Source organism: Labrys sp. E2SS-1L, assembly GCF_057073705.1.
Window position 1 is genome coordinate 1570245 of sequence record NZ_CP172712.1, and the last position, 24230, is coordinate 1594474.

Annotated in this window: 22 protein-coding genes; 13 read left to right on the top strand and 9 right to left on the bottom strand. The window is 65.1% G+C overall.

Features of this window, described 5'->3' with window-relative positions; translation table 11 throughout:
• Window positions 1–36 precede the first annotated feature (36 nt).
• A complete protein-coding gene (locus ACIGJE_RS07155; RefSeq protein WP_311943777.1) occupies window positions 37–888 on the top strand; it encodes a hypothetical protein in 852 nt (283 codons plus the stop codon).
• 324 nt (window positions 889–1212) lie between these two features.
• Here ACIGJE_RS07155 and pheT read toward each other — a convergent pair whose 3' ends face one another.
• On the bottom strand, window positions 1213–3630 hold the full coding sequence (gene pheT / locus ACIGJE_RS07160; protein WP_483679648.1) for a phenylalanine--tRNA ligase subunit beta: 2418 nt from the start codon (window positions 3628–3630) through the stop codon (window positions 1213–1215).
• Between the two features lie 330 nt (window positions 3631–3960).
• On the opposite strand from pheT, the gene ACIGJE_RS07165 reads away from it, so the two are divergent.
• Window positions 3961–4149, top strand: coding sequence for a type II toxin-antitoxin system HicA family toxin (locus ACIGJE_RS07165; protein WP_311943781.1), 189 nt, complete (start codon window positions 3961–3963; stop codon window positions 4147–4149).
• Between the two features lie 5 nt (window positions 4150–4154).
• Window positions 4155–4544, top strand: a complete 390-nt coding sequence (locus ACIGJE_RS07170) for a type II toxin-antitoxin system HicB family antitoxin (RefSeq protein ID WP_068290762.1) — start codon at window positions 4155–4157, stop codon at window positions 4542–4544.
• 103 nt (window positions 4545–4647) lie between these two features.
• Here ACIGJE_RS07170 and ACIGJE_RS07175 read toward each other — a convergent pair whose 3' ends face one another.
• The gene (locus tag ACIGJE_RS07175; protein WP_311943785.1) at window positions 4648–5538 is read right to left on the bottom strand and encodes a LysR family transcriptional regulator; all 891 of its coding nucleotides are present in this window, start codon (window positions 5536–5538) and stop codon (window positions 4648–4650) included.
• Between the two features lie 242 nt (window positions 5539–5780).
• Here ACIGJE_RS07175 and ACIGJE_RS07180 point away from each other — a divergent pair, with 242 nt between their 5' ends.
• On the top strand, window positions 5781–6077 hold the full coding sequence (locus ACIGJE_RS07180) for a hypothetical protein (protein WP_068290808.1): 297 nt from the start codon (window positions 5781–5783) through the stop codon (window positions 6075–6077).
• A 90-nt stretch (window positions 6078–6167) separates the two neighbouring features.
• On the opposite strand, the gene ACIGJE_RS07185 is transcribed toward ACIGJE_RS07180, so the two are convergent.
• Entirely contained in the window at window positions 6168–6572 is a 405-nt protein-coding gene (locus tag ACIGJE_RS07185) for a hypothetical protein (RefSeq protein WP_311943788.1), read from the bottom strand.
• A gap of 190 nt (window positions 6573–6762) precedes the next feature.
• Here ACIGJE_RS07185 and pyc point away from each other — a divergent pair, with 190 nt between their 5' ends.
• The 3 genes from pyc (at window position 6763) to nudC (ending at window position 11928) form a co-directional block, all read left to right on the top strand.
• Complete coding sequence (gene pyc, locus ACIGJE_RS07190) at window positions 6763–10224, top strand: pyruvate carboxylase (RefSeq protein WP_311943791.1); 3462 nt, start codon at window positions 6763–6765, stop codon at window positions 10222–10224.
• Window positions 10225–10531: 307 nt separating this feature from the next.
• Window positions 10532–10948 carry an HIT family protein gene (locus ACIGJE_RS07195; protein WP_311943793.1) on the top strand — a complete coding sequence of 139 codons (417 nt, stop codon included), beginning with the start codon at window positions 10532–10534 and terminating at the stop codon, window positions 10946–10948.
• Between the two features lie 23 nt (window positions 10949–10971).
• On the top strand, window positions 10972–11928 hold the full coding sequence (nudC, locus tag ACIGJE_RS07200) for an NAD(+) diphosphatase (protein ID WP_415087370.1): 957 nt from the start codon (window positions 10972–10974) through the stop codon (window positions 11926–11928).
• An 89-nt stretch (window positions 11929–12017) separates the two neighbouring features.
• Here the strand turns inward: nudC and ACIGJE_RS07205 are convergent, their stop codons facing one another.
• Both ACIGJE_RS07205 and ACIGJE_RS07210 read right to left on the bottom strand, forming a co-directional pair.
• Window positions 12018–12881, bottom strand: coding sequence for a prephenate dehydratase (locus ACIGJE_RS07205; protein ID WP_367625571.1), 864 nt, complete (start codon window positions 12879–12881; stop codon window positions 12018–12020).
• 3 nt (window positions 12882–12884) lie between these two features.
• On the bottom strand, window positions 12885–13619 hold the full coding sequence (locus tag ACIGJE_RS07210; protein WP_311943800.1) for a 3-deoxy-manno-octulosonate cytidylyltransferase: 735 nt from the start codon (window positions 13617–13619) through the stop codon (window positions 12885–12887).
• A gap of 215 nt (window positions 13620–13834) precedes the next feature.
• On the opposite strand from ACIGJE_RS07210, the gene ACIGJE_RS07215 reads away from it, so the two are divergent.
• The gene (locus tag ACIGJE_RS07215) at window positions 13835–14389 is read left to right on the top strand and encodes a c-type cytochrome (protein WP_311943803.1); all 555 of its coding nucleotides are present in this window, start codon (window positions 13835–13837) and stop codon (window positions 14387–14389) included.
• A gap of 152 nt (window positions 14390–14541) precedes the next feature.
• Here ACIGJE_RS07215 and ACIGJE_RS07220 read toward each other — a convergent pair whose 3' ends face one another.
• The 3 genes from ACIGJE_RS07220 to ACIGJE_RS07230 form a co-directional block, all read right to left on the bottom strand.
• Window positions 14542–15078: a thioesterase family protein gene (locus tag ACIGJE_RS07220; protein WP_415087371.1), complete on the bottom strand. Its 537-nt coding sequence runs from the start codon at window positions 15076–15078 to the stop codon at window positions 14542–14544.
• Entirely contained in the window at window positions 15075–15956 is an 882-nt protein-coding gene (locus tag ACIGJE_RS07225; protein ID WP_311943808.1) for a beta-keto acid cleavage family enzyme, read from the bottom strand. Before ACIGJE_RS07225 ends, ACIGJE_RS07220 begins: the two co-directional genes overlap by 4 nt.
• A 377-nt stretch (window positions 15957–16333) precedes the next feature.
• Window positions 16334–17233, bottom strand: coding sequence for a sugar phosphate isomerase/epimerase family protein (locus tag ACIGJE_RS07230; RefSeq protein WP_311943811.1), 900 nt, complete (start codon window positions 17231–17233; stop codon window positions 16334–16336).
• 177 nt (window positions 17234–17410) lie between these two features.
• On the opposite strand from ACIGJE_RS07230, the gene ACIGJE_RS07235 reads away from it, so the two are divergent.
• The 3 genes from ACIGJE_RS07235 to ACIGJE_RS07245 all read left to right on the top strand — a co-directional run bounded on the left by ACIGJE_RS07235 (window position 17411) and on the right by ACIGJE_RS07245 (window position 22379).
• Entirely contained in the window at window positions 17411–18775 is a 1365-nt protein-coding gene (locus ACIGJE_RS07235) for a polyhydroxyalkanoate depolymerase (RefSeq protein ID WP_367625574.1), read from the top strand.
• A 173-nt stretch (window positions 18776–18948) separates the two neighbouring features.
• Window positions 18949–19317 (top strand): hypothetical protein, encoded by a 369-nt coding sequence (locus ACIGJE_RS07240; protein ID WP_311943813.1) that lies wholly within the window; start codon window positions 18949–18951, stop codon window positions 19315–19317.
• 203 nt (window positions 19318–19520) lie between these two features.
• Complete coding sequence (locus ACIGJE_RS07245) at window positions 19521–22379, top strand: M16 family metallopeptidase (protein ID WP_483679653.1); 2859 nt, start codon at window positions 19521–19523, stop codon at window positions 22377–22379.
• A 22-nt stretch (window positions 22380–22401) separates the two neighbouring features.
• On the opposite strand, the gene ACIGJE_RS07250 is transcribed toward ACIGJE_RS07245, so the two are convergent.
• Window positions 22402–22761 carry a winged helix-turn-helix domain-containing protein gene (locus tag ACIGJE_RS07250; protein WP_367625575.1) on the bottom strand — a complete coding sequence of 120 codons (360 nt, stop codon included), beginning with the start codon at window positions 22759–22761 and terminating at the stop codon, window positions 22402–22404.
• 442 nt (window positions 22762–23203) lie between these two features.
• Here ACIGJE_RS07250 and modB point away from each other — a divergent pair, with 442 nt between their 5' ends.
• Entirely contained in the window at window positions 23204–23902 is a 699-nt protein-coding gene (gene modB, locus ACIGJE_RS07255; protein WP_311943818.1) for a molybdate ABC transporter permease subunit, read from the top strand.
• 81 nt (window positions 23903–23983) lie between these two features.
• Window positions 23984–24217, top strand: a complete 234-nt coding sequence (locus ACIGJE_RS07260) for a DUF4287 domain-containing protein (protein ID WP_483679656.1) — start codon at window positions 23984–23986, stop codon at window positions 24215–24217.
• Window positions 24218–24230: the final 13 nt, after the last annotated feature.

The following is a 24230-nucleotide window of genomic DNA, read 5'->3' on the forward strand; positions in this document are numbered from 1 at the left end:
CCGCTCAACGTTCCGTTGCCGAATTACCAGTCAGCTGTGATTGCACAAGCCCAGGCCCTGAGAGCGCATAGCGGCTTCAAAGCTGCGCGGACCCTCTTCGCGCGCCGTTATGTCGCCATTCTCAAGACCCATCTGCCGCTGATCCATATGGCGACGGATGAGATCCGCTTGATCGTGGGCGCCTATGTGCTGAGCCGTCATTTCGCGGCCTCGCCCCATGATCCGCCGGCCGGTGTCACGGTGGCGGATGTTCAGACCTTCTGTACCGTGCATGCCCTAGCCGGGCACAACCGCATCGGGGCCATGTTGAACCTGCTGCGCCAGGCCGGCTATCTGCGCCAGATCAAGGATCTGCGCGACAAGCGCATCAAACGCCTGGAGGCGACGCGCGCCGGCATCACCATCGCCAAGCAGGTCATCACGCCCTATCTGCAGGCGCTGGCGCAATTGCAGCATGTCGACTACGCCGTTCGGCGGGTGGAGATCGACGATGCCTTTCTCGGCACGCTGGCGCGTTATTGCAGCAATTACTTCCTGATGCACGGCACCCTGGTCGACCTGGTGCCCGAGATGCGCTTGTTCATGGCGCGCGATGCCGGTTTCGAGATCCTGCTCCGGCTGATTGCAACGGAAATGCCGGGCGAAATCCTGAAGGATCGTACCGTCCATTTTCACTATGGCGCCGTCGCCGATTGCTTCGGCGTTTCGCGTGTCCATGTCCGCCGTTTGCTCGAGGACGCGGCCGAAGAGGGCTATGTCACCCTGCACGCTCCGGGGGGACGAGCGATCGAGATCCATGCGAGCTTGTTCGAACTCGTCGACACCTTCATCGCCCTGCAGATGTCACTGCTGCTGCAGGCGGTCCTCCATGCCGGCGGCAAGGCCTGAGCGGCGAGGGGCACCGCCGGCGCAAGCCTTGATGGCTGCAACGCGCCCTGGTCCGGAGCGCCTTGTCATGCCGTTCGAATAAAAGGCGGGCCGGGACCGTAATACGGTTCGTTTAAGCAGGGACCGCTCCGAATTTGTCATAGCCGGGCTTGACCCGGCTACCCAGAAGCCGCACGGACGAACCGTCGGGGAACCGGATTGCCGGGTCAAGCCCGGCAACGACAAAGGTCGCCCCCCCCGAAACGCTTAAGTGAACCGCATTAGGGTCCGGTCCGCCTCTTTCTTCCCGACAGCACAGGCGCGCGCCAAGGGCGGCGGCCTGTCTTATCCGCGCAGCGTCGCTCCGGTCTTCTTGCCGACTTCGGCGACGATCTTGGCGGCAACGGCATCGATTTCGACATCGGTCAGCGTGCGGTCCTGCGGCTGCAGCACCACTTCGACGGCGACCGATTTCTGATCTTCGCCGATGCCCTTGCCTTCATAGATGTCGAAGATCGACACGCTCGAGATCAGTTTCTTGTCGACGCCCTGCGCGGCCTTGATGATGTCGGCGGCCCTGACTTTGCGCGCGACCAGGAAGGCGAAGTCGCGGGTGACCGGCTGGAAGGGCGAGAGGGCCAGCACGCCGCGCGTCTTGGTTGCCTTGGGCTTGGGCACCGGGATGGCGTCGAGGATGATCTCGAAGCCGACCACCGGTCCACCGGCATCCAGCGCTTCCAGGGCCAGGGGATGCAGTTCGCCGAACCAGCCGATGATGTTCTGCGGGCCGAGCTGGATCGTGCCGGAGCGGCCGGGGTGATACCAGGACGGTGCTCCGGAAACGATCTGGAAGCTGGCGACCGGCGCGCCGAGGGCGGCCAGCAAAGTGAGGGCATCCTCCTTGGCGTCGAACACGTCAACCGCACTTGCCGGCTCCGACCAATGACGGCCGAAGCCGCCGGGACGCGCCTGGCCGCGGCGGATGCCGCTGGCGGCGATCTTCTGGTCCTCGGGCCGGTCGCCGCGGAAGATCTGGCCGACCTCGAACAGGGCGACGTCGCCGGTGCCGCGATCGGCATTGCGCTGGCCGGCCGCGATCAGCCCCGGCAGCAGGCTCGGGCGCATGTCGGAAAGATCGGCGGCGATCGGATTGGCGAGCGACAGCGTCGGCTGGCCGCCGCCGAAGCGCTCGGCCTCACCCTTGGCGATGAAGGACCAGGTCACCGCTTCCATCAGGCCGCGGGCGGCGAGGCTGCGCTTGGCCAGGCGGGTGCGCTTCTGCAGCACGGTGAGTACCGGCAGCGGCACATGGGCCTCGCGTGGCAGCGGCGTCACCGGGATGGCGTCGACGCCGACGATGCGCATCACTTCCTCGACGAGATCGGCCTTGCCCTCGATATCGGGGCGCCAGCTCGGCGCCGTCACCGCCAGCGAATCGGGTTTGCGGATGACCCCGAAGCCGAGGCGCTCGAGGATGTCGGCGCTTTCGGAGAGGCTGGTCGACAGGCCCGTCAGGCGCGCAACCTCGTGGGCCGGCAGGTCCAGGACCTCGGGCGCGGCGGTGATGCCGCCCACCACGAGGGTTTCCGTGGGCTTGCCGCCGCACAGTTCCGTCACCAGCTGGGTGGCGAGGTCGACGCCCGGCACCATGAAGGCGGGATCGACGCCGCGCTCGAACCGGTAGCGGGCATCGGTGTTGATGCCGAGCGCACGTCCGGTGCGGGCAATGTTCAGCGGCTCCCACAGCGCCGATTCGATCAGCACGTCGGTGGTATCGTCGTCACAGCCCGAATGCTCGCCGCCCATGATGCCGGCGATCGATTCCAGGCCCTTGCCGTCTGCGATCACGCAGATGCTGTCGTTGAGCGCATAGGTCTTGCCGTCGAGCGCCACGATGCTCTCGCCCTCGCGGGCGCGCCGGACGGTGAGATCGCCCACGATCTTGGCGGCGTCGAAGACATGCAGCGGCCGGCCGCGATCGAAGGTGACGTAATTGGTGATGTCGACCAGCGCATTGATCGGGCGCAGCCCGATGGCGCTGAGGCGGCGCTGCATCCAGGTGGGCGAGGGACCGTTCTTGACGCCACGCACCAGGCGAAGCGCGAAACCCGGGCAGAGCGAGGGCGTGTCACCGAAATCGAGCGTCACCGTGACCGGGCAGGGGCCTTCGCCGGCGACGGAGGGCACGGCGGGCGTCTTCAGCCGGCCGAGACCGGCGGCGGCGAGGTCGCGGGCAATGCCGGCGACGCCGGTGCAGTCGGGCCGGTTCGGCGTGAGGTTCACGTCGATGACCGGGTCGTTGAGGCCGGCATACTCCGCAAAGGACATGCCCACAGGCGCGTCGGCCGGCAGGTCGATGATGCCGTCATGCTCGTTGGAGATCTCGAGCTCGAATTCCGAGCACAGCATGCCGCGGCTCTCGACCCCGCGCACGGGGGCGATGGCGAGCGTGATGTTCTTGGCCGGAATATAGGTGCCGGGCGGCGAGAACACCGATTTCATGCCGGTCCGCGCATTGGGCGCGCCGCAGACCACCTGCACGGGCTCGCCCTTGCCGGTGTCGACCATGCAGACCCTGAGCTTGTCGGCATTGGGATGCTGTTCGGCCGAGACGACATAGGCGATCGAAAAGCCCGAGAGCTTCTTGGCGGGATCCTCCACCCCTTCGACCTCCAGGCCGATGCGGGTGAGGGTGTCGACGATCTCGTCGAGCGTGGCGTCGGTCTCGAGGTGATCCTTGAGCCAGGAAAGCGTGAACTTCATTGCGGGCAGCCTAGTCCAATCGATTTGGCCATGCCGATAGCGCGTCGGGCGCCAAGATGCAAAGAAATCCCGGTTGACTGTGAATGTGAGTGTGCCGCTGGATCCCCGAACCTTGCCGGTACGGCAGTTCAGGCGGGATTTCAGCCTGCTTAGCTGGTGCTGTGCTTCAAAGCTGATACCGCCCAACCATCAACAAAGTGCACTATCCGCGTAGCATCAAAAGAACGTCCCTGGGGAATTCAGCATCCAGGGTTCATGACGTGCAATTTTATATGCATAAGTATGCATAACTCGCTTGCTCTCGCGGTGCGGGGATATATATTTATATGCATGAACAGCCGAGATATAATTTCCGTTCTGAAAGCCGATGGTTGGGCTGAGGTGACCCAGAAGGGCAGCCACGTTCAGCTCAGACATCCGACGAAACCAGGGCGGGTGACGGTTCCGCACCCTAAGCGGGATCTTCCACTCGGCACCGTGAAGAGCATCGAAAAGCAATCTGGACTGAGATTGAGGTAACGGAAATGCGGCAATATATTGGATTGATCCATAAGGACCCTGATAGCCTCTATGGCGTATCGTTTCCCGATCTTCCAGGGTGCGTATCTGCCGGCGCTACCTTGGACGAGGCGCGCGATATGGCGGCCGAGGCTCTTGCGCTTCACCTGCAGGGAATGGCGGAGGACGGCGAAGCTGTGCCTGAGCCTTCATCCCTTGAGGCGATCATGGCGGATCCCGAGAACCGGGATGGTGTTGCGATACTGGTTCCCGTCGCCCAGGAAGTTAAGAGCGTGCGCGTCAGTGTGACCTTCCAGGCCGATGTCTTGAGCCAAATTGATAGCTACGCCGAAAGCCATGGCCTGACCCGCTCTGGATTCTTGGCCTCGGCGGCGAAAAGGGCAATGGCGGCTTGATGAAAGACACTGAACACGGGGGTAGTGAGCCGACCTGCGGGTTTTAGCGTTGCAGCACGGAAGCGGGCGGACATGTGACAACAACGCCGTGAGGCGCATCGCCTCACCCCATCTGCATGGCGTAGCGTTTCGCCTCCGCGATCAGGGCGGCGACCAGGGGTGTCTGGGTTTCGCGCTTGGGCGTGATCAGGCCGACCTTGTGGTGCGCCTGCGGCTCGACGATGGGGATAGAGCGCACATGGTCGCCCGCGCCCAGCATCTCGATCAGGATCGACGGCATCACGCTGGACCAGCGCCCCGTGCGCACATGCGAGAGCAGCACCTGCATCGAGTTGGAGACCAGGGTCGGGGCCACCGGCGTCTCGGCATTGCGCAGGAGATGGTCGACGATGCGCCGGTTCTGCATGTCGGGCGTGAGCAGGCAGAGCGGCACATGGCCGAGCTCCTCCCAGCTCACCGTGCTGCGGCCGGCAAACTCGCCGTTGACGTCGGTCAGCAGGCAATAGGTCTCGCGATAGAGCTCCACCGTCGAGACCTTCCCCAAGGGCTCGTTGTCGAGATAGGTGATGCCGGCATCGATGGCCAGGTCCTCCAGTTCCTGCAGCACCGTGGTCGAGGGACGCGAGAGGATGGAGAACGTCACGTTGGGGTGGCGGGCCCGAAAGGGCGTGGTGATCGAGGCGACCATGGAGAGCGCCGTCGGGATCACCGAGATGGTGAGGTGCCCATTGAGGCCGCGCTTGAGCGACTCCACCTCCTGGCGCATGGCGCGGCTGTCGCCGACGATGCGCCGGGCCCATTCCAGCACCCGGTCGCCCTCCGGCGTGAAGCCTTGGAAACGCGAGCCGCGCGCCACCAGCAACACGCCGAGTTCGCCTTCGAGCTGCTTGATGCCGGCCGATAGGGTGGGCTGGGTCACCCCGCAGATCTCGGCGGCCCGGCCGAAATGGCGCTCGCGCGAGAGGGCGATCAGGAATTCGAGCTTGTCGATCATGGCGCGGCCTTCCGATCGGGGATGGAAGATCGCGGCGTCCGTAAGTTCGATTCTCTGCTCATGCGGCTACTATGTCGCCATGGCCGGTGAAGGGCAATCGGCGCCCGCCTGATCGTCTTGCGCCCGGACACGCCTCGGTTGCATCCCGTGACGAATCGCACGGAGAGGCCGGGGCGGCAGTGGCATTGTCATCCCATCAGATCAAGCGCAGCACCGCGCAAGACAAGAACGGGAACGAGACGATGTTCAAGAAGATCCTGACCGGAGCCCTGGTCGCCGCCACGCTGGCCGGCACCGCAATCGCCACCACCGGCACCGCCGAGGCCCGCTATGGCCGTGGTGGCGCCTTCGCCGCCGGCGCCGGCATCGGCCTGCTGGGCGGCCTCCTCGCCGGTTCGGCCTACAACAACAGCTATTACGGTGGCCGCTATTATTATGACGACTACCGCCCGGTCTATTATCGCCGCTGCCACATCGAGAAGCGTTGGGTCGATGGCTACTACGGTGGTTTCTGGAAGCGCGTGAAGGTCTGCTACTAAGCCCGCCTTCGGGTTATCGGACCCTGCGCCCCGACACCAGCCCGGTAGCCCGTAGGAAGCCCCGCCCCCGGCGGGGCTTCCGCTTTTTTGTCACGGCTCATTGGCCGGAACCCTCTCGCCAAACACCAGTTCGCAGCAATCCGCATCGAAGGCCAGGACCTGGGCCGGCTGGTACAGCCAGGGCGTATTTTGCCGCCACCATCGCGCGGCTTCCGGGGAATGGTTCTCGAGCAGGCGCAGAGCGCTCGCGGCCTGCACAGTGTAGGCCTGCCAAATCGCCGTCGGCGGCTTGAAACCCAGGCGTTGCTTTAGCGCACTGAGGAGGCCGGCCGGATTGCGAAACCCGATCTCGACGACCATGGTCTCCGGTGCCGACGGCGCCGTTTCCAGGAGCGGCAGCGTCAGGCCGATCCAGGCCCGCCTGATGGCGAGGGGGGCTTCCCCCCGGGGTGTCGAACCGATCCTGATGCCGCGCCATGGGGGCAGTGAGGCCATCGACATTTGCTCCGTCACGAAGGAAGGGCGGGCTCGTTCGCCCTCTTGAACAAATAAGCGAACAAAACGGCGAACGTCGACATTTCATCGCTGGCGGAACGCGTAGGATTTACCGACGCGGGAAAGCATTTGCATCGCTCTTCGCATTGCAACATAAATTCCCCACCCCCCCTCCAGACCGCGAGTGCTCATGCGACCTTCCTTCCGCCGCCTGCTCGTCGCCAATCGTTCCGAGATCGCCATCCGCGTGTTCCGGGCCGCCACGGAACTCGGCATCTCCACCATTGCCGTCTATGCGGAGGAGGACAAACTTTCGCTGCACCGCTTCAAGGCGGACGAAGCCTATCAGATCGGCAGGGGGAAGGGACCGGTCGAGGCCTATCTCTCCATCGACGAGGTGATCCGCGTCGCCAAGGAAGCCAGGGCCGATGCCATCCATCCCGGCTATGGCCTCCTGTCCGAGAGCCCGGAATTCGCCGAGGCCTGCGCCGCCGCCGGCATCGTCTTCATCGGGCCCAGCCCCAAGACGCTGCGCACGCTCGGCAACAAGGTCGATGCGCGCAACCTCGCCATCTCGGTCGGCGTTCCCGTGATGCCGGCGACCGACCCGCTCCCCGACGATCCCGAGGCGATCAAGGCGGCGGCGCAAGCCGTCGGCTATCCGGTGATGCTCAAGGCCTCCTGGGGCGGCGGCGGGCGCGGCATGCGTCCGATCGAGAGCGAGGACAAGCTGCTCGACGCCGTCTTCACCGCCAAGCGCGAGGCCAAGGCCGCCTTCGGCAAGGACGAGGTCTATCTTGAAAAGCTGGTGCGCCGCGCCCGCCACGTCGAGGTGCAGATCCTCGGCGACGGCAATGGCACGCTGGTGCATCTGTTCGAGCGCGACTGTTCGATCCAGCGCCGCAACCAGAAGGTGATCGAGCGCGCGCCCGCGCCCTATCTCGACGAGGAGACCCGCCAGGGCCTGTGCGAGGCGGCGCTCAAGATCGGCCGCGGCACCGATTATGCCGGCGCCGGCACCGTCGAGTTCCTGATGGATGCCGATACCGGCAAGTTCTACTTCATCGAGGTCAATCCGCGCGTCCAGGTCGAGCATACCGTCACCGAGGTCGTCACCGATCTCGATATCGTCAAGGCGCAGATCCGCATCGCCGAGGGCGGGCGCATCGGCGTCATCGGCGCCGATGGCGAGCTGGAGACCGGCATCCCCGCCCAGGCCGACATCTTCATGCGCGGGCACGCGCTGCAGTGCCGGCTGACCACGGAGAATCCCGAGAACAATTTCATCCCGGACTATGGCCGTATCACCGCCTATCGCGGCGCCATGGGGTTCGGCATCCGCATCGACGGCGGCACCGCCTATTCCGGCGCGGTGGTGACGCGCTGGTACGATCCGCTCCTGGAAAAGGTCACGGCCTGGGCCTCCACCCCGCAGGAGGCCATCGCCCGCATGACGCGTGCCCTGCGCGAATATCGCATCCGCGGTGTCGCCACCAACCTGCCCTTCCTGGAGGCGGTGCTGGCGCATGAGAAGTTCCGCTCCAACCAGTACACCACGCGCTTCATCGACGAGACGCCCGAACTGTTCCAGTTCGCCAAGCGCCGCGACCGCGCCACCAAGCTCCTGACCTATATTGCCGACGTCACCGTCAATGGCCACCCCGAGGCGCGCGGCCGGGCCAGGCCGCCGGCCGAGGCGCGTACGCCGCACGCGCCGGAATTCAAGGTGAGGCCCGTCTCCGGCACCAAGCAACTGCTCGACACGCTGGGGCCCGAGAAGTTCGCGAGCTGGATGAAGGAGGAAAAGCGCGTCCTCGTCACCGACACCACCATGCGCGACGCCCACCAGTCGCTGCTGGCGACGCGCATGCGCACCTATGACATCGCCGGTGTCGCCTCGGCCTATGCCAGCGGCTTGCCGCAGCTGCTCTCGCTCGAATGCTGGGGCGGGGCGACCTTCGACGTCGCCATGCGCTTCCTCACCGAGGATCCCTGGGAGCGCCTGGCCCTGATCCGCGAGCGCGCGCCCAACATCCTCACCCAGATGCTGCTGCGCGGGGCCAATGGCGTCGGCTACACCAACTATCCCGACAATGTCGTGCGTCTCTTCGTCAAGCAGGCCGCCGATGCCGGCATGGATCTCTTCCGCATCTTCGACTGCCTGAACTGGGTCGAGAACATGCGGGTGTCGATCGATGCCGTGCTGGAGGCGGGCAAGCTCGCGGAAGGCGCGATCTGCTATACGGCCGATCTCTTCGACGCCTCGCGCTCGAAATACAACCTGGCCTACTACGTCCGCATGGCGCGCGAGCTCGAAAAGGCCGGCTGCCACATCCTGGCGATCAAGGACATGGCCGGCCTGCTCAAGCCGGCCCAGGCGCGCAAGCTGGTGAGCGAACTCAAGCAGGAGATCGGCCTGCCGATCCACCTGCACACCCACGACACCTCCGGCATTGCCGGCGCCACGGTGCTGGCAGCGATCGAGGCCGGCGTCGATGCGGTCGACGCTGCCATGGATGCGATGTCGGGCACGACGTCGCAGGCCTGCCTCGGTTCCATCGTCGAGGCGCTCCGCCATTCCGAGCGCGATCCCGGCCTCGACCCGGAGGCGATCCGCCAGATCTCATTCTATTGGGAGGCGGTGCGCACGCAATACACCGCCTTCGAGAGCGACCTGAAGGCCGGCGCCTCCGAGGTCTATCTGCACGAAATGCCGGGCGGCCAGTTCACCAATCTCAAGGAGCAGGCGCGCTCCCTCGGCCTGGAGACGCGCTGGCACGAGGTGGCCAAGGCCTATCGCGCCGCCAACGATCTGTTCGGCGACATCGTCAAGGTGACGCCGTCCTCCAAGGTGGTCGGCGACATGGCGCTGATGATGGTGGCGCAGGGCCTCACCCCCGAGGATGTCGCCGATCCCGCCCGCGAGGTGGCCTTCCCGGCCTCCGTCGTCGAGATGATGCGCGGCGATCTCGGCCAGCCCGAAGGCGGCTGGCCGGCCGCTTTGCAGAAGAAGATCCTCAAGGAGGGCGCGCCGATCACCGTGCGCCCCGGCTCGCTGCTGCCGCCGGCCGACATTCCGGCGCTGAAGGCGGAGGCGGAGAAGAAGATCGGCCGCGCCGTCGAGGGCAACGAGATCTCCTCCTACCTGATGTATCCCAAGGTCTTCACCGACTATGCCGTCACCGCCCGCAAATACGGGCCGGTCTCGGTGCTGCCGACGGCGACCTATTTCTACGGCATGGTGCCGGGCGACGAGCTCACCATCGAGATCGAGCGCGGCAAGGCCTTGGTGATTCGCCTGCAGACGATGGGCGAGACCGACGAGGAGGGCCAGGTCCGCGTCTTCTTCGAGCTCAACGGCCAGCCGCGCATCATCCGGGTGCCCAATCGCCTGGCGGCAGGCAGCGTCAAGGCGCGCCGCAAGGCCGAGGACGGCAACGAGGCCCATATCGCGGCACCGATGCCGGGCGCCATTTCCACCGTGGCGGTGAAGCCGGGGCAGGCGGTGAAGGCCGGCGACGTGCTCCTGACCATCGAGGCGATGAAGATGGAGACGGCGCTCCATGCGCCCCAGGACGGCAAGATCGCCGAAATACTGGTCTCTCCGGGTGCCCAGATCGATGCCAAGGACCTGTTGATGGTGATGGGGTAAGAAGCGGGCCAGACGGCCATGAGTTGTTGGACGCGACGCCAGCCGTTCCTTCGCCCCGTTCTTACGGGGAGAAGGTAAGGATGAGGGGCGGCTCGCCGTTGCAAATTGATCGCATGGCTTAGCCCCTCACCTCCATCCTCTCCCCGTAAGAACGGGGAGAGGGGGCGCAAGTGTTGTGCCTTATTCTTACCTGTGTCATCTCGCCCACCCCTTACTTCTGGTGCCGATAAGCATTTCGTCCGCCCTTGGAACCGCCATGCTCTGGGGATAGAAATGGCGGACAAGTCCTCCCATTGCGCGAATCGCCATGCCCCCCGCCTTCACCCTGCATCCCCAGCTCGCCGGGGACTCCCTTCCCATCGGCGACCTCACCCTCTCGCATCTGCGCCTGTCCAACGATGCCGGCTTTCCCTGGCTGATCCTCATCCCCAAACGGGCCGACATCAGTGAGATCATCGAGCTCGACGAGGCGGACAGGGTGGTACTCATGCAGGAGATCGCCGCGGTTTCGCAGGCCTTGAAGACTCTCACGGGCTGCGACAAGCTCAATGTCGCGGCTCTCGGCAACATGGTGCCGCAGCTTCATGTCCACGTCATCGCACGCTTCAAAGGCGATCCCGCCTGGCCGAAACCCATCTGGGGCCAGGTGCCGGCCCGGCCCTATGCCGAGGCTGTCGCCGCCGATTTGATTAGCCAGCTTCGTACATTGCTCCCGATTTCATGAAGATCTTGCCGGAAGACATTGCCATGAGCCTGCATACCCTGTTCGACCGTTCCGCCGCCATCGCCTATTCGCTCAATCCGCTCGATCGCGCCTCCGGCCAGCGCGAGGACGAAGCCTTCGTTGCCGACAAGCTGGCACACTCGTCCTGCCGCTTCTTCGCCTTTTCCGGTGACATCCCGCTCCTGCGCATCCGCGACGGTGCCCACGAGGCCCTGTTCGATCGCGAGGAGATCGAGTCCTTCAAAGATAGTCGGCAAATCATATTCCTGGGTCTGCAGCCGGATGGCAGCGCCGTCTTCGCCCGGGCTTTCGACAAGGGGCTGATCGACGATCTTGCCTGGCGCCCGGACGTGGAGGCGATGGATCTGCGCTCCCTCGCCATGCGCGGGCTGGTGGCGCCCGAGATCCTCGGAGAGCTCTCCACCGCGAAGGAAGTGCTGGACTGGCACCAGCGCCATCGCTTCTGCGCCAATTGCGGCCAGGAGACCCGGATCACCGCCAGCGGCTGGCGGCGCGATTGCGCCAATTGCAACACCCAGCATTTTCCCCGCGTCGACCCGGTGGTGATCATGCTGGCCATCGATGGCGAGCGCTGCCTGATGGGCCGGCAGACCCGCTTTCCCGAGAAGATGTATTCGGCGCTGGCCGGCTTCCTGGAGCCGGGCGAGACCATCGAGGACGCGGTGCGCCGGGAGATCCTGGAGGAGTCCGGCATCGCCTGCTCGCATGTGCGTTATTTCGCCTCCCAGCCCTGGCCCTTCCCCTCCTCGCTGATGGTGGGCTGCTTTGCCCGCGCCACCGGCCGCGACATCAATGTCGATATCAAGGAACTGGAGGATGCGCGCTGGTTCACGCGCGAGGAGGTGGTGCAGATGCTGCTCGACGAGCATCCCGCCGGCTTCAACGCCCCCAAGCCGATGGCGATCGCTCATCACCTCCTGAAGGAATTCGCGGAGAAGGGCGGCGCCGTGGTGCCGTAGAAAACCTGGGACCGCCGGCTTCCAGCCGGCTCTTGGAAGCGATGCGCGTTATGAGAAGAGCCGGCTGGAAGCCGGCGGTCCCAGGGATATTACTCTGCCGGCGGGGCGTGGTCGTCGCGGGCCGGATCGGCCGGAAACACACCGAAGATGCGCATCTTGGTCGAGAAGAAGCCGAGTTCCTCCAAGGCGCGCTTGAGGTTCTTCTCCTCGGGATGGCCGTCGACCTCGGCATAGAACTGGGTGGCGGAGAAATGCCCGCCGACCATGTAGCTCTCCAGCTTGGTCATGTTGATGCCGTTGGTGGCGAAGCCGCCCATCGCTTTGTAGAGCGCGGCCGGCAGGTTGCGCACCGTGAAGATCAGCGAGGTCACCGTCGGCCCCTGGCCGACCGGCACCCAGTCGGGCTCGCGCGACAGCACCACGAAGCGGGTGGTGTTGTAGGGCTCGTCCTCGACATCGGGCTTGAGGATATCGAGGCCGTAGATCTCCGCGGCCAAAGTGGAGGCGAGGGCGGCCTTGCCCGGGTCCTGCCAGTCGCGCACCAGCCGGGCGGCGCCGGCGGTGTCGCTTTCGGTCACCGGCGTGAGGCCGAGCCCGCGCATGGTGATGCGGCACTGGCCGAGGGCCTGGGGATGGCTGTGCACCGTGCGGATGGTCTTGAGGCTCGCACTCGGGACGGCCATGAGCTGGTGGTGGATCGGCAGGAAATATTCGCCGATGATATGCAGGTCCGAGGTCGGCAGGAGATGGTGGATGTCGGCGACGCGCCCGGCCACCGAGTTCTCGATCGGGATCATGGCGAGGTCCGCTTCCCCGGAGGATACCGCATTGAAGGCGTCCTCGAAGGTCGGGCAGGGCAGCGCCTCCGCATCGGGATAGACATTGTTGCAGGCGATATGGGAATTGGCCCCGGGCTCGCCCTGGAACGAAACTTTCAGCTTGGACTCAGTCATACGCTAGGTTCTTTCGAGAATTTGGCGGGCGCGATCGAGGTCTTCCTGCGTGTCCACACCTAGCGGCACGGCAGGGACGACCGCAACATCGATGCGCATGCCCGCTTCCAAGGCCCGCAGCTGTTCGAGGCGCTCGCGCTGCTCCAGGGGGGCAGGAGGCAGGGTGACGAAACGCTCCAGCGCGGCCCGGCGATAGGCGTAGAGGCCGATGTGGTGAAAGAGCTCGCCCTCGCCCCAGGGCGCGGTGGCACGGGTAAAATACAGCGCCCGTAGCACGCCGGGCTCGATCGGCGTGCCCACCACCTTCACCACGCTGGAATTGGTCTTCTCCTCCTCGCGCGTGATCACCGCGGCGAGGGTGGCGATATCCACAGCCTCGTTGGAGAGCGGGCCGAACACGGCGCGGATGGTCTCCGGCTCGATGGTCGGCAGGTCGCCCTGGACATTGATGATGGTGTCGTGCCGGCCCTCGGGGTCGATGGCGCTCAAAGCCTCGTAAATGCGATCGGAGCCGGTGGGATGGTCGGGCCGCGTCATCACCGCTTCGCCGCCGGCGGCGCGGATCGCCTCGGCCACCTCGGCCGTATCGGTGGCGACCACCGCCCGGCCCAGGCGCGATTCGCAGGCCCGGCGCCAGACATGCACGATCATCGCTTCGCCTGCGATCGGGGCGAGCGGTTTGCCCGGCAGGCGGGTCGAGGCCATGCGAGCGGGGATCAGGATGAGGGGATGGGACAAGGACAACAGCCTCTGAACAGCCGCTTCCGGAGCGGGGCGGCGAAAAGTAGCAAGCGCGCGCGATTTATACGAGTTGCAAACTACCGGTCAAACCGGATAGAGGGTCCCATGCGGTTTGCCGCTTGACAGAGCGGCTACCGGAGTTTGTGTTTGAGGCTATAGGTGCGGGGGCATCTTGTGCCTTTCGTCAGATTGATCTCGAGTCGGAGCCGGGGATGAGTTCGTCGTCATCGTTTGAACTGAACAAGATTGCCGGCGCAGTCCTGGGCACGCTGATGCTGACCTTGGGACTCAGCATCGTCGCCGAGGAGATTTTCAAGCAGGAAAAACCGGAGAAGGCTGGCTACGAACTCGCCGACGCTGCGCCTGCCGCCACGGCCGAGGCGCCTGCCGCCTCCCAGGATCCGCCCCTGGCCGAGCTGGTCGCCAAGGCTTCGGTTGAAAAGGGCGCCGCCATCTTCAAGAAGTGCGCGGCCTGCCACACCGACGACCAGAGCGGCAAGAACGGCGTGGGCCCGAACCTGTTCGGCGTGATCGGCGGCCCGAAGGGCCATAAGTCGGACTTCGCCTATTCCGATGCCATCAAGGCGCTGCACGACAAGGGCGAGACCTGGACGCCGGACGATTTCTACCACTTCATCAAGAGCCCGCAGGCCTTCGCCAAGGGCACCAAGATGTCCTTCGCCGGCCTGCCCAAGCCGCAGGATCGCGCCGACATCCTGGCTTATCTCAATTCCAAGAGCGACAAGCCGATCGATCTGCCGAAGTAAGCAGCGGCGCTCCTGTCAGAAATACCGAAGCCGGGCTCTGTGCCCGGCTTTTTGCTGTGATGTGATCTCGATCTCTCCGAATGAGCCGCGATCAGCCTTCTCCCGCAAGGGGAGAAGGCGGGTCGCGTCTTGCTGGGATGGGCGTGCAGCCCCTATTTCCGCCGGATGCCCAGCGGTACGCCCACGGTGGCTTGCACCGGCAAGTCGGCATGGGCCTTGGCGATCGCCTCGATCCGCTCGACGATTTCGGGCGGGAAGGGCGAGGAGCGTCCGGCCTGCATGTCGACATGCACCAGGATCTGCTCGGCAGTGGCGAGCACCTCGCCGCTGGCCTCGTTGGTCATGGCATGAAAGATATGCAGGCGCTTGGCGTCGTGGTCGATGAGCTGCAGCGTCAGCGCCAGGGGATCGCCGATATGGGCCTCGCGCAGGTTCCGGATCCGCGTTTCCATGGTGTAGATCGAGGAGCCTGCGGCACGGTAGGCCTCGTCGACGCCGATCATGCGGAAAAAGGCGTCCGAGGAATCCCCGAACACCAGCAGGAAGGCGCTCTCGGTCATGTGGTCGTTATAGTCGGCCCAGGCCTCGACCACCGGCGTGCGGTGCAAGGCCAAAGGGGCCGGGATCGGCTTGGCCCGATCCCAACCCTCGAAGGGCCTGCCCTCGTTGGGCGTGGTGACCCGACTCATTTCTGCTTCTTGAGGCCGAGCTTGTCGCGTGCTTCCGCTGGGGTAAGCGCTCGTCCGCCCAGGCGCTCGATGACTTCCTTGGCCCGGGCCGTGAGCGACTGGTTGGTCGCGTGCACGCCGCGGTCGAGCCAGATATTGTCCTCCAGGCCGACGCGGACATTGCCGCCCAGCAGCATGGACTGGGCCACGAAGGGCATCTGCATGCGGCCGATGGCGAAGGCGGCCCAGTTGGCGCCCGGCGGCAGGTGGTTGCGCATCGCGACCATGGTCTCGGTGGTGGCTTCCGCGCCCCAGGGAATGCCGAGGCAGAGCTGGAACATCGGCGGGGCATCGATCAGGCCGCGCTTGATCAGGTCCTTGGCCTGCCAGATATGGCCGAGTTCGAAGCACTCGATTTCGGGCTTTACGCCAACGGCCTGGATGCGTTCGGCCATTTCGCGCAGCGTCTCGCCGGTGGCCATGAACAGGCCGTCGCCGAAATTCACCGAGCCGCAATCCAGCGTGCAGATCTCGGGCCTGAGTTCCTCGACATGGGCGACGCGCTCGGCCGCATTGGCGATGTCGGTGCCGGCGCCGCCGGTGCGCGGATTGGCCGGATCGAAGAAGAAGTCGCCGCCCATGCCGGCGGTGAGGTTGATCACCACGTCAACACCCGAATCGCGGATGCGCTCGACGGCCTCGCGATAATGTTCGAGCTTGCGCCCGGCCTTACCGGTGTCGACATCGCGGACATGCAGATGGGCGATGGCGGCGCCCGCCTTGGCCGCCTCGATGGCGGAATCGGCAATCTGCTTGGGCGTGACCGGGATGGCCGGGTGCTTGCCGACGGTGTCGCCGGCTCCGGTGATCGCGCAGGATATGATGACGTCGGTATTCACGGTGCTTCCTCCCTGGAGAGGCGATGTTAGGCCAGCCCCGTTTACGCACGTGACCTGTCGCGACAGGCATGGTGCAGAATGCGACAGGGGCGCTTTGACGGCTTATGTGGTGGTTCCAAGGGGCGGACGAGACGTCCATAGGCGCTAACTTCAGGCGAGAGGCGCGACGCCGGCCATCCCTTCGCCCCGTTCTTACGGGGAGAAGGTAAGGATGAGGGGCAGCACGGACCTCGAAAAACCAAGTATTGCGTAGCCCCTCACCTGTATCCTCTCCCCGTAAGAACGGGGCGAGGGGGCTCACATGGGGAGCCGTACCTTCAGCTCGATCATCTCGCCCAACCCTTAAGTTAGCGCTTATGGACGAGATGTCCGCCTTCTCAGTCCGCCGTCCGCAGGCGTTCTACAAAGCCCCTGGCATTGTCGAGCGCCTCCTGCCGGTCCCGCCAGAAACGCTCGTTGAGTTCGTGGATGGCGATGATTTCGGCAGGAAAGGCACAGTGCTCGGCCAGGGCGTCCCAGGGCAGGCTGCCCCAACCCAGCGGCAGATGCAGGTCGCCGAGGCCGAAGGCATTGGCCTCGGCGCTGTCATAGACCCAGGGCAGGTCGGGCTGGCCGAAGGAATCGTGCAGATGCAGGTGCTTGGCGAAGGGCGCCAGCGCCTTGGCCTCCTCCAGGAAGTCATAGCCATACTGGCTGGCGTGGATGAGGCCGTGGCTGAAGTCGAACGTGGCCCGGACCTGCGGGTGGTCGATCAGAGCGAGTTCCTCGGCCAGGCGCGCAATGCTCGGCGTCGCTGCATAGGGGCCGAAATCGAACAGGTTCTCGACGCAGAGAACGACATTATGCGCGGCCGCGACATCGCCGGCCCGGCGGAGATAGTCGCGCTGGCGGGCGGCCGCATTCTCGGCGTCGTGGCGCTCGTCGGCCTGCATCATGCCGGCATGGATGACGAGGTGAGGCGCCCCGATGCGGGCCGCGATTTCGATGAAGGCCTCGGTGGTTTCCAGGAAGCGCGGCAGCAGCGCCGGCGGGGCCATGAAATTGATCGGCAGCGGGCCATGCACGGTGAAGCCGAAGGGGCGGTCCCGGCATATGGCTTCGAATTCGGCGACGCGCGAGGCCATCGGGCGCCCGGCGAGCACGAGATCGTAGTGGTAAGCGGGTAGTTCGACAAAGGCGAGGCCGAGATCGGCAACCTCATCGAGCCTGGCGGCGAGGTCGGACAGATCCGGCTGGCCCTCGCGCGAAGTCAGGCCGAGAGCGGGTTGGGTGGGCATTTCGAACTCCCTTGGTCGTGTCGGAGCAGCATAGGCTTCCTGCCCGCTGCCGGTATCAGATTGTTGACGATATCGCTTCTACACTCCGGAATATTTGTTGCGTCGCAATAATCCTGCTATGACAAATCCGTGACGAGCATTCAGCGACGGACCTGCAATCTGTAGTTTGGTGGTGCTATGTTTGAAGAACTTAAGGGCATGATGGGGTTGGGCGCGATTTCCGCGCCCGTCTACACCATCTACGAAGCGACTCATGCGGCGCTTGGCCCGACTAGAGCCTTTTCCGATGCGACTCGGGCGTTTTTTGAAAATCCCGGCAATCCTTTTTCTATGACCACCTGGGGCAAGTCGGTTGCGGCGGCCTGCGAGGTCTTCGAGCGCGTTACACGCCGTTACGGCAAGCCTGAATTCGGCATCAAGGACGTGCTGGTCGGCGGCGAGCGTGTCGCCGTGCACGAGGAGGTCGTCTGGCGCCGGCCCTTCTGCAATCTCCTGCGTTTTTCCCGCGCCATTCGCGGCAATCACCGTCCGGACCCGAAGCTTCTGATCGTGGCGCCGATGTCGGGGCATTACGCCACGCTGCTGCGCGGCACGGTCGAGGCCTTCCTGCCCAATCATGAAGTCTACATCACCGACTGGACCGACGCCCGCCTGGTGCCGGTATCGGAAGGACGCTTCGATCTCGACGACTATATCGACTACATCATCTCGATGCTGCATGTGCTCGGCCCCGATACCCATGTGATCGGCGTCTGCCAGCCTTCGGTGCCGGTGATGGCGGCTGTTTCCCGCATGGAAGCGGAAAACGACCCCTATGCACCGCTGACCATGACGCTGATGGGCGGCCCGATCGATACCCGCCTCTCGCCGACCAAGGTCAACGACGTCGCCGTCGAGAAGGGTGTCGACTGGTTCCGGTCGAACGTCATCACCAAGGTGCCGTTCCCCAATCCCGGCTTCATGCGTGACGTCTATCCCGGTTTCCTGCAGTTGACCGGCTTCATGACGATGAATCTGAGCCGCCATTTCGACGCCCATAAGACGCTCTATTTCGATCTGGTGCGCGGCGATGGCGACAGTGCCCAGAAGCATCGCGAATTCTATGACGAATATCTCTCGGTGATGGACCTGACGGCAGAATTCTACCTGCAGACGGTCGACACCGTGTTCGTCAAATACGCCCTCGCCAAGGGCGAGATGACCCATCGCGGCAAGCCTGTCGATCCGGGCGCCATCCGCAACACCGCGCTCTTCACCATCGAGGGCGAGAACGACGACATCACCGGCCACGGCCAGACTCATGCGGCCCATGGCTTGTGCGTGAACCTGCCGGCCGACAAGCGGGCCCACTATACCCAGCTGGGCGTCGGCCATTACGGCGTCTTCAACGGCTCGCGCTTCCGGGCCGAGATCGCGCCGCGCATTTCCGACTTCATTCGCTCCAATCTGGCGCCGACCAAGCCGACGAGCCGCGGCACCAACGATCCGATCCCGCTGGATTCAAAGCGCGGCAAGGGCCCGGTGCGGCCGGTCTCGGTCTGACCGGGCTCGATTGAAGCGCTGCTTTGCCATGCCTGGACTTGTCCCGGGCATGGCCGCAATGGCGAAGCCGACGGCACTTTTGGGGCTTTCATGCCGGTGTACCGGTCCGTTGACGGCTGTCCGCCGAGGCCGCATAGGGGTGGAGACGGTCGAAACGCGAGGCGGTTGATCCCATGCGCAAACTGATGGGCTTTGTCCTGATTGTCCTGCCTTGCCTCGTCGGCGCCATGCCGGGCGCCTTGGCGCAGGACTACATCAAGGGCGGAGGCGACATCACCATTCGCACCGAGCGCTATGCCCGCCCGCCTTATTCCAGCGCCACCTACTACATCTACGAGCAGGGCGGGGCGATCGTCTGCACCAAGCTCGCCGTCTGCAACAAATATGACGAATGCACCACGCGTTATGACAGCGGCTTCTTCAAGGATGCCCTGGATGCCGACGAAGGCGAACCCTCCGGCACCACGCCGGCGGTGGTCATACCCCGGAACAAGATCGCCAAGCATGTCTGTCTGACGAAATATCCGCCTCGCCGGCAGTAGCATCGACGGATCTGTCGCTCCGGGCCGGCGAGTTGCCGCAACCTTGGGGAATGATGCTAAAGCGTTTTGCGATTTGGCGGTTACGCCAAGAATCGCAAAGACGCGTCGAAACAAGGAGTTAGAGCAAACAAGCGTTTCCGTCCAAACGCGTTTTGCTCTATGGTGCGCGGGCAAAATCTGTTCCTCTCCCATAGAGATCCTGCTTGTCCCATTCCATCTTGCGCCTGCGGCTTGCCCATCGCCTGATCGCGGCGGCCCTGCTTTGCCTGTCCGTCGCTCCTTTTTCCGCCCAAGCTGAAACCGCGACCAAGGTCACCGCCTGGCCGCAGGCCGACAGCGACCTCAAGCCGGAAGCCGGCATCCGCTTCGGCGTGCTCGGCAACGGCATGCGCTTTGCGGTGATGCGCAACACCACGCCGGCGGGGCAGGCCGCCATCCGGCTGCGCATCGGATCCGGCTCGCTGCAGGAGGCCGACGACCAGCAGGGCCTCGCCCATATGCTCGAGCACATGGCCTTCAAGGGTTCGACCCGGGTGCCGGAAGGGGAGATGGTGCGCATCCTGCAGCGCAAGGGGCTGGCCTTCGGGGCCGACACCAACGCCCATACCAGCTATGACGAGACGGTCTATGCGCTCGACCTGCCGGAGGTCGATGCCGATACCGTCTCCACCGGCTTGATGCTGATGCGCGAGACGGCGAGCGAGTTGACGCTCAGTGCCTCCGCCCTCGATCGCGAGCGCGGCGTCGTCCTCTCCGAGGAGCGCCTGCGCGACACGCCCGGCTATCGCAGCGTCATGGGCCTGTTCAACGTCCTGCTCGCCGGACAGCGCGTGCCGGAACGCGCCCCGATCGGCAAGACCGAGATCATCCGCACCGCTCCCATCGAGCGGCTGCGTGCCTATTACCAGGCCAATTACCGCCCGGACCGCGCGACCTTGCTGGTGGTCGGCGACATCGATCCCGCCGCCATGGAGGCGGAGATCCGCCGACGCTTCGAGGACTGGAAGCCGGTCGGACCTGCCGTGGCCGAGCCGGATCTGGGCCAGCCGCTCAAGCGCGGCGTCGGCGCCGATGTCGTCAAGGTTCCGGGCGCCAACACCAAGATCTATCTCAGCTGGATCCGTCCCTTCGACGCCGCGCCCGACAGCTATGCCAAGCGGCGGCAGACCGCGATCGAATATGTCGGCCTGTCCGTGCTCAAGCGTCGCCTCCAGGCCCTGTCGCGCAAGGCCAGTCCGCCCTTCATCGCCGCCGATGTCGGCTTGCAGGACCTCTATGAATCGGCCCGCGCCAGCCTGCTGTCCGCCGATGTCGAGGCCGGGGCCTGGGACAAGGGCCTGGCCGCGCTCGACCAGGAACAGCGCCGTCTCGTGCAGTTCGGCGCGCAACAGGCCGAGGTTGACCGCGAGGTGGCGGAATATCGTTCCGCCCTGCAATCGCTGGCCGATGGTGCGGCGACCCGCACCAGCCCGGATCTTGCCGCGATGCTCGCCAACAGTGTCGATGAAAGCAAGGTCTTCACCTCGCCGGCCGACGATCTCGCTCTGTTCGAGCGCATGGTGAAGGGATTGACCGCCGCCGAGGTCAACAAGGCTGTCCAGGCCTTGTTCTCCGGCAGCGGTCCGCGCCTGGTGCTGCAGGGCGCCGAACCGCCGGAACCGGCTGCGGTCGAGAAGGCCTATGCGCAGTCGCAGTCCGTTGCCGTGACCGCGCCGGCCGATGCCGCGGCAGTGGCCTGGCCCTACACGAATTTCGGCAGCCCGGGCACCATCGTCGAGCGCCGCACCGTCGAGGATATCGGCGCGACCATGGTGCGTTTCGCCAATGGCGCCCGCCTTACCGTCAAGCCCACCAAATTCCGGGCCGACGAGATCCAGGTCCGCCTCGATATCGGCCGCGGCCGGCTCGATCTGCCGCATGATCGGCCGATCCCGACCTGGACCGCCCAGGCGGTCGAACTCTCCGGCCTGAAGGCGATCGACTATGACGACATGCAGAAGGTGCTGGCGCCCAAGATCGCCAGCATCGGCTTCTCGCTGGAGGACAATGCCTTCAAGTTCGAGGGCACGACCCGCCCGGCCGACCTTGCCACCCAGCTGCAGATCTTCGCCGCCTATGCCTCCGATCCTGCCTGGCGGCCGGAGGTCTTCGAGCGGATCCGCCAGCTCTATCTCGCCAATCTGCCGCAATATGAGGCGACGGCCGGCGTGGTGGTCAGCCGGGATTTCCAGGGGCTGATCCATTCCGGCGATCCGCGCTGGATCTTCCCCGACCGTCCGCAATTGCTGGCGGCCAAACCCGAGGATTTCCAGAACCTGTTCGCACCGGTCTTTGCCGGGGGCGCCCTCGACATCACCATTGTCGGCGATGTCGGCGTGGATGATGCCATCCGTGAAGTCGCGGCGACCTTCGGTGCCCTGCCGTCCCGTCCGGCGCCGCAGGCACCGGTCGCCGACAAGGCCGGAGCCTTTCCCGCCGTCACGGCCGAACCGGTCGTTCATACCCATTCCGGGCGTCCGGACAATGCCGCCGTGCTGGTGGCCATACCGGTCGGCGACATGCTGTCGGACATCCCGCGCAGCTTCACGGCCGACCTCGCCAGCTCGATCCTGGTCAATCGCCTGATCGACGAGTTCCGCATTGCCGAGGGAGCGACCTACTCTCCCCAGGGCTCGGTCGACCTGTCTTCTTCCCTGCCGGGCTTCGGCTATGTCTATGCCATGGTCGAGACCACGCCGGCCAAGGTCGCTTCCTTCTATGCGCTGGTGGACAAGATCGCCGCGGATCTGGCGGACAAGCCCGTCTCCGCCGACGAACTTGCCCGCGCCCGGGCCCCGAAGATCGAGACGATCCGGCGCCGGCGACAGGAAAACGACTATTGGCTCGGCAAGTTGAGCGGCAGCCAGACCGATCCGCGGCGCCTGGATCTGATCCGCGCCGGCCAGGACGGCTACGACAAGGTCGGCCCCGAGGATATCCGCGTCTTTGCCCAGACCTATTTCAAGCCCGGCAGCGTCTGGAAGCTGACGGTACTGCCGGCCGGGGTTGCCGCAGCGCGCTGAGGCTCGCGGCAAGACACGTCGATCAGGCGCGGGCCTGTTCCTTCCTGGCTGGCACCAGGTCGGCAAAGGCCCGTTCGGCCAGCCTGGCGGTCTCGGTCTCCACCGAGCGATAGGCGGCCAGCAGGTCTTCGCCGAAGGCGGTGAGGCGCGCGCCGCCGCCATGGCTGCCGCCGGCCGAGGTCTCGATGGCGGGCTGGCCGAACATGGTGTTGACCGCGTCGAGCAACAGCCAGGCCCGGCGATAGGACATGCCGAGCTCGCGGCCCGCCGCCGAGATCGAGCCGGCCCGTTTCACCGCCTCCAGCAGGTCCATCTTGCCCGGGCCGAGCCGGGCGTTCTCGTCGAAGGCGATCTTGAGGCGGATGACGGGCGGGCCGGACATGATCGGTCTCCTGAGAGCGTTTTTCGATTTGGCGGAGTGTAATTGCTCCCCCTTGCCTTTGAGGTCACGTAGCCCCTCACCCTTACCCTCTCCCCGCAAGAGGCGGGGCGAGGGGGCGCAGTCGTCGCGAATGCTCCTCCAGCCTTTCATCTCGCCCCACGGTCGGGCGAGATGGCGCGTTTCCAGCATGAGACGGCCGGTCGAAGTCACCCTCTCCCCGCCTCTTGCGGGGAGAGGGTAAGGGTGAGGGGCGGCTCATCCCTGCGTAATTACGACGGAGTCACGGAATCGCAAAGGCGCGTCGAAACAAAGAATTGGAGCAATTCAGCCTTCACACCTCAACGCGTTTTGCTCCAAGGGCAGAGGGTGTGATTGCGATCGCAGGCGAAGCGCCCTATTCAGGAGAATATAGCGTAGTCGGGCATAGGTGAAGGAGCGGGGCGTGCTTTCGCCTGAAGAATGGACGGCCCTGTGGCTCAGCCTCGAGATTGCCGGTCTCGCCACCGTGATTTCGCTGCCCTTCGCGGTCGCCGCCGCCTGGATTCTCGCCCGCCGGCGTTTTCCCGGCAAGGCGCTGTTCGACGCCCTCGTCCATCTGCCGCTGGTGCTGCCGCCGGTGGTCACCGGCTACGTCCTGCTGGTGATGCTGGGGCGCAACGGCCTGATCGGTTCCTTCCTCGCTTCGCATCTCGGCATCGTCTTCGCCTTCCGCTGGACCGGGGCTGCCATTGCCTGCGCCGTAATGGGCTTTCCCTTGATGGTGCGCGCCATCCGCCTCGCCATCGAGGCGGTGGATCCCCGGCTCGAATCGGCGGCCGGCACGCTCGGGGCCAATCCCTTCTTTTCCTTCGTCACGGTGACGCTGCCCCTCGCCATTCCCGGCATCATCGCCGGCATGGTGCTGGCCTTCGCCAAGGCGCTGGGTGAGTTCGGCGCCACCATCACCTTCGTCTCCAACATTCCCGGCGAGACGCAGACCCTGTCGGCCGCGATCTATACGGCGCTGCAGGATCCCTATGGCGAGGGCACCGTGATCCGCCTGACCCTGGTCTCGGTGATCATGGCCTTCGGCGCGCTGATCATCTCCGAGGCGATGGCCCGGCGCGCCCGCTCGCGGCTCGGGCAGGCGGCGCAGGGCTGAGGACGAGCCCGCCTCTCGGTCTTGCAATGGACAGCGGGAAACGACACCAGTAGGGCCAGGACGATTCTTCGGAGACGCAAAGTGAGCCTCGAAACGCCCGACAAGCAGCCGGTCAAAGGCCCCGCTTCGTATTTTCCCTCCATCGAGAAGACATACGGCCAGCCGATCGCGCATTGGCTGGCGTTGATCGAGGGCAAGCGCGGCACCAAGCATATGGAAATCGTCAACTGGCTCAAGGACGAGTTCAAGCTCGGCCATGGCCACGCCAATGCCCTGGTGGCCTACGCCCTCGCCAAGGATGGCAAGGCGGACTGACGAGCTGTCTTCA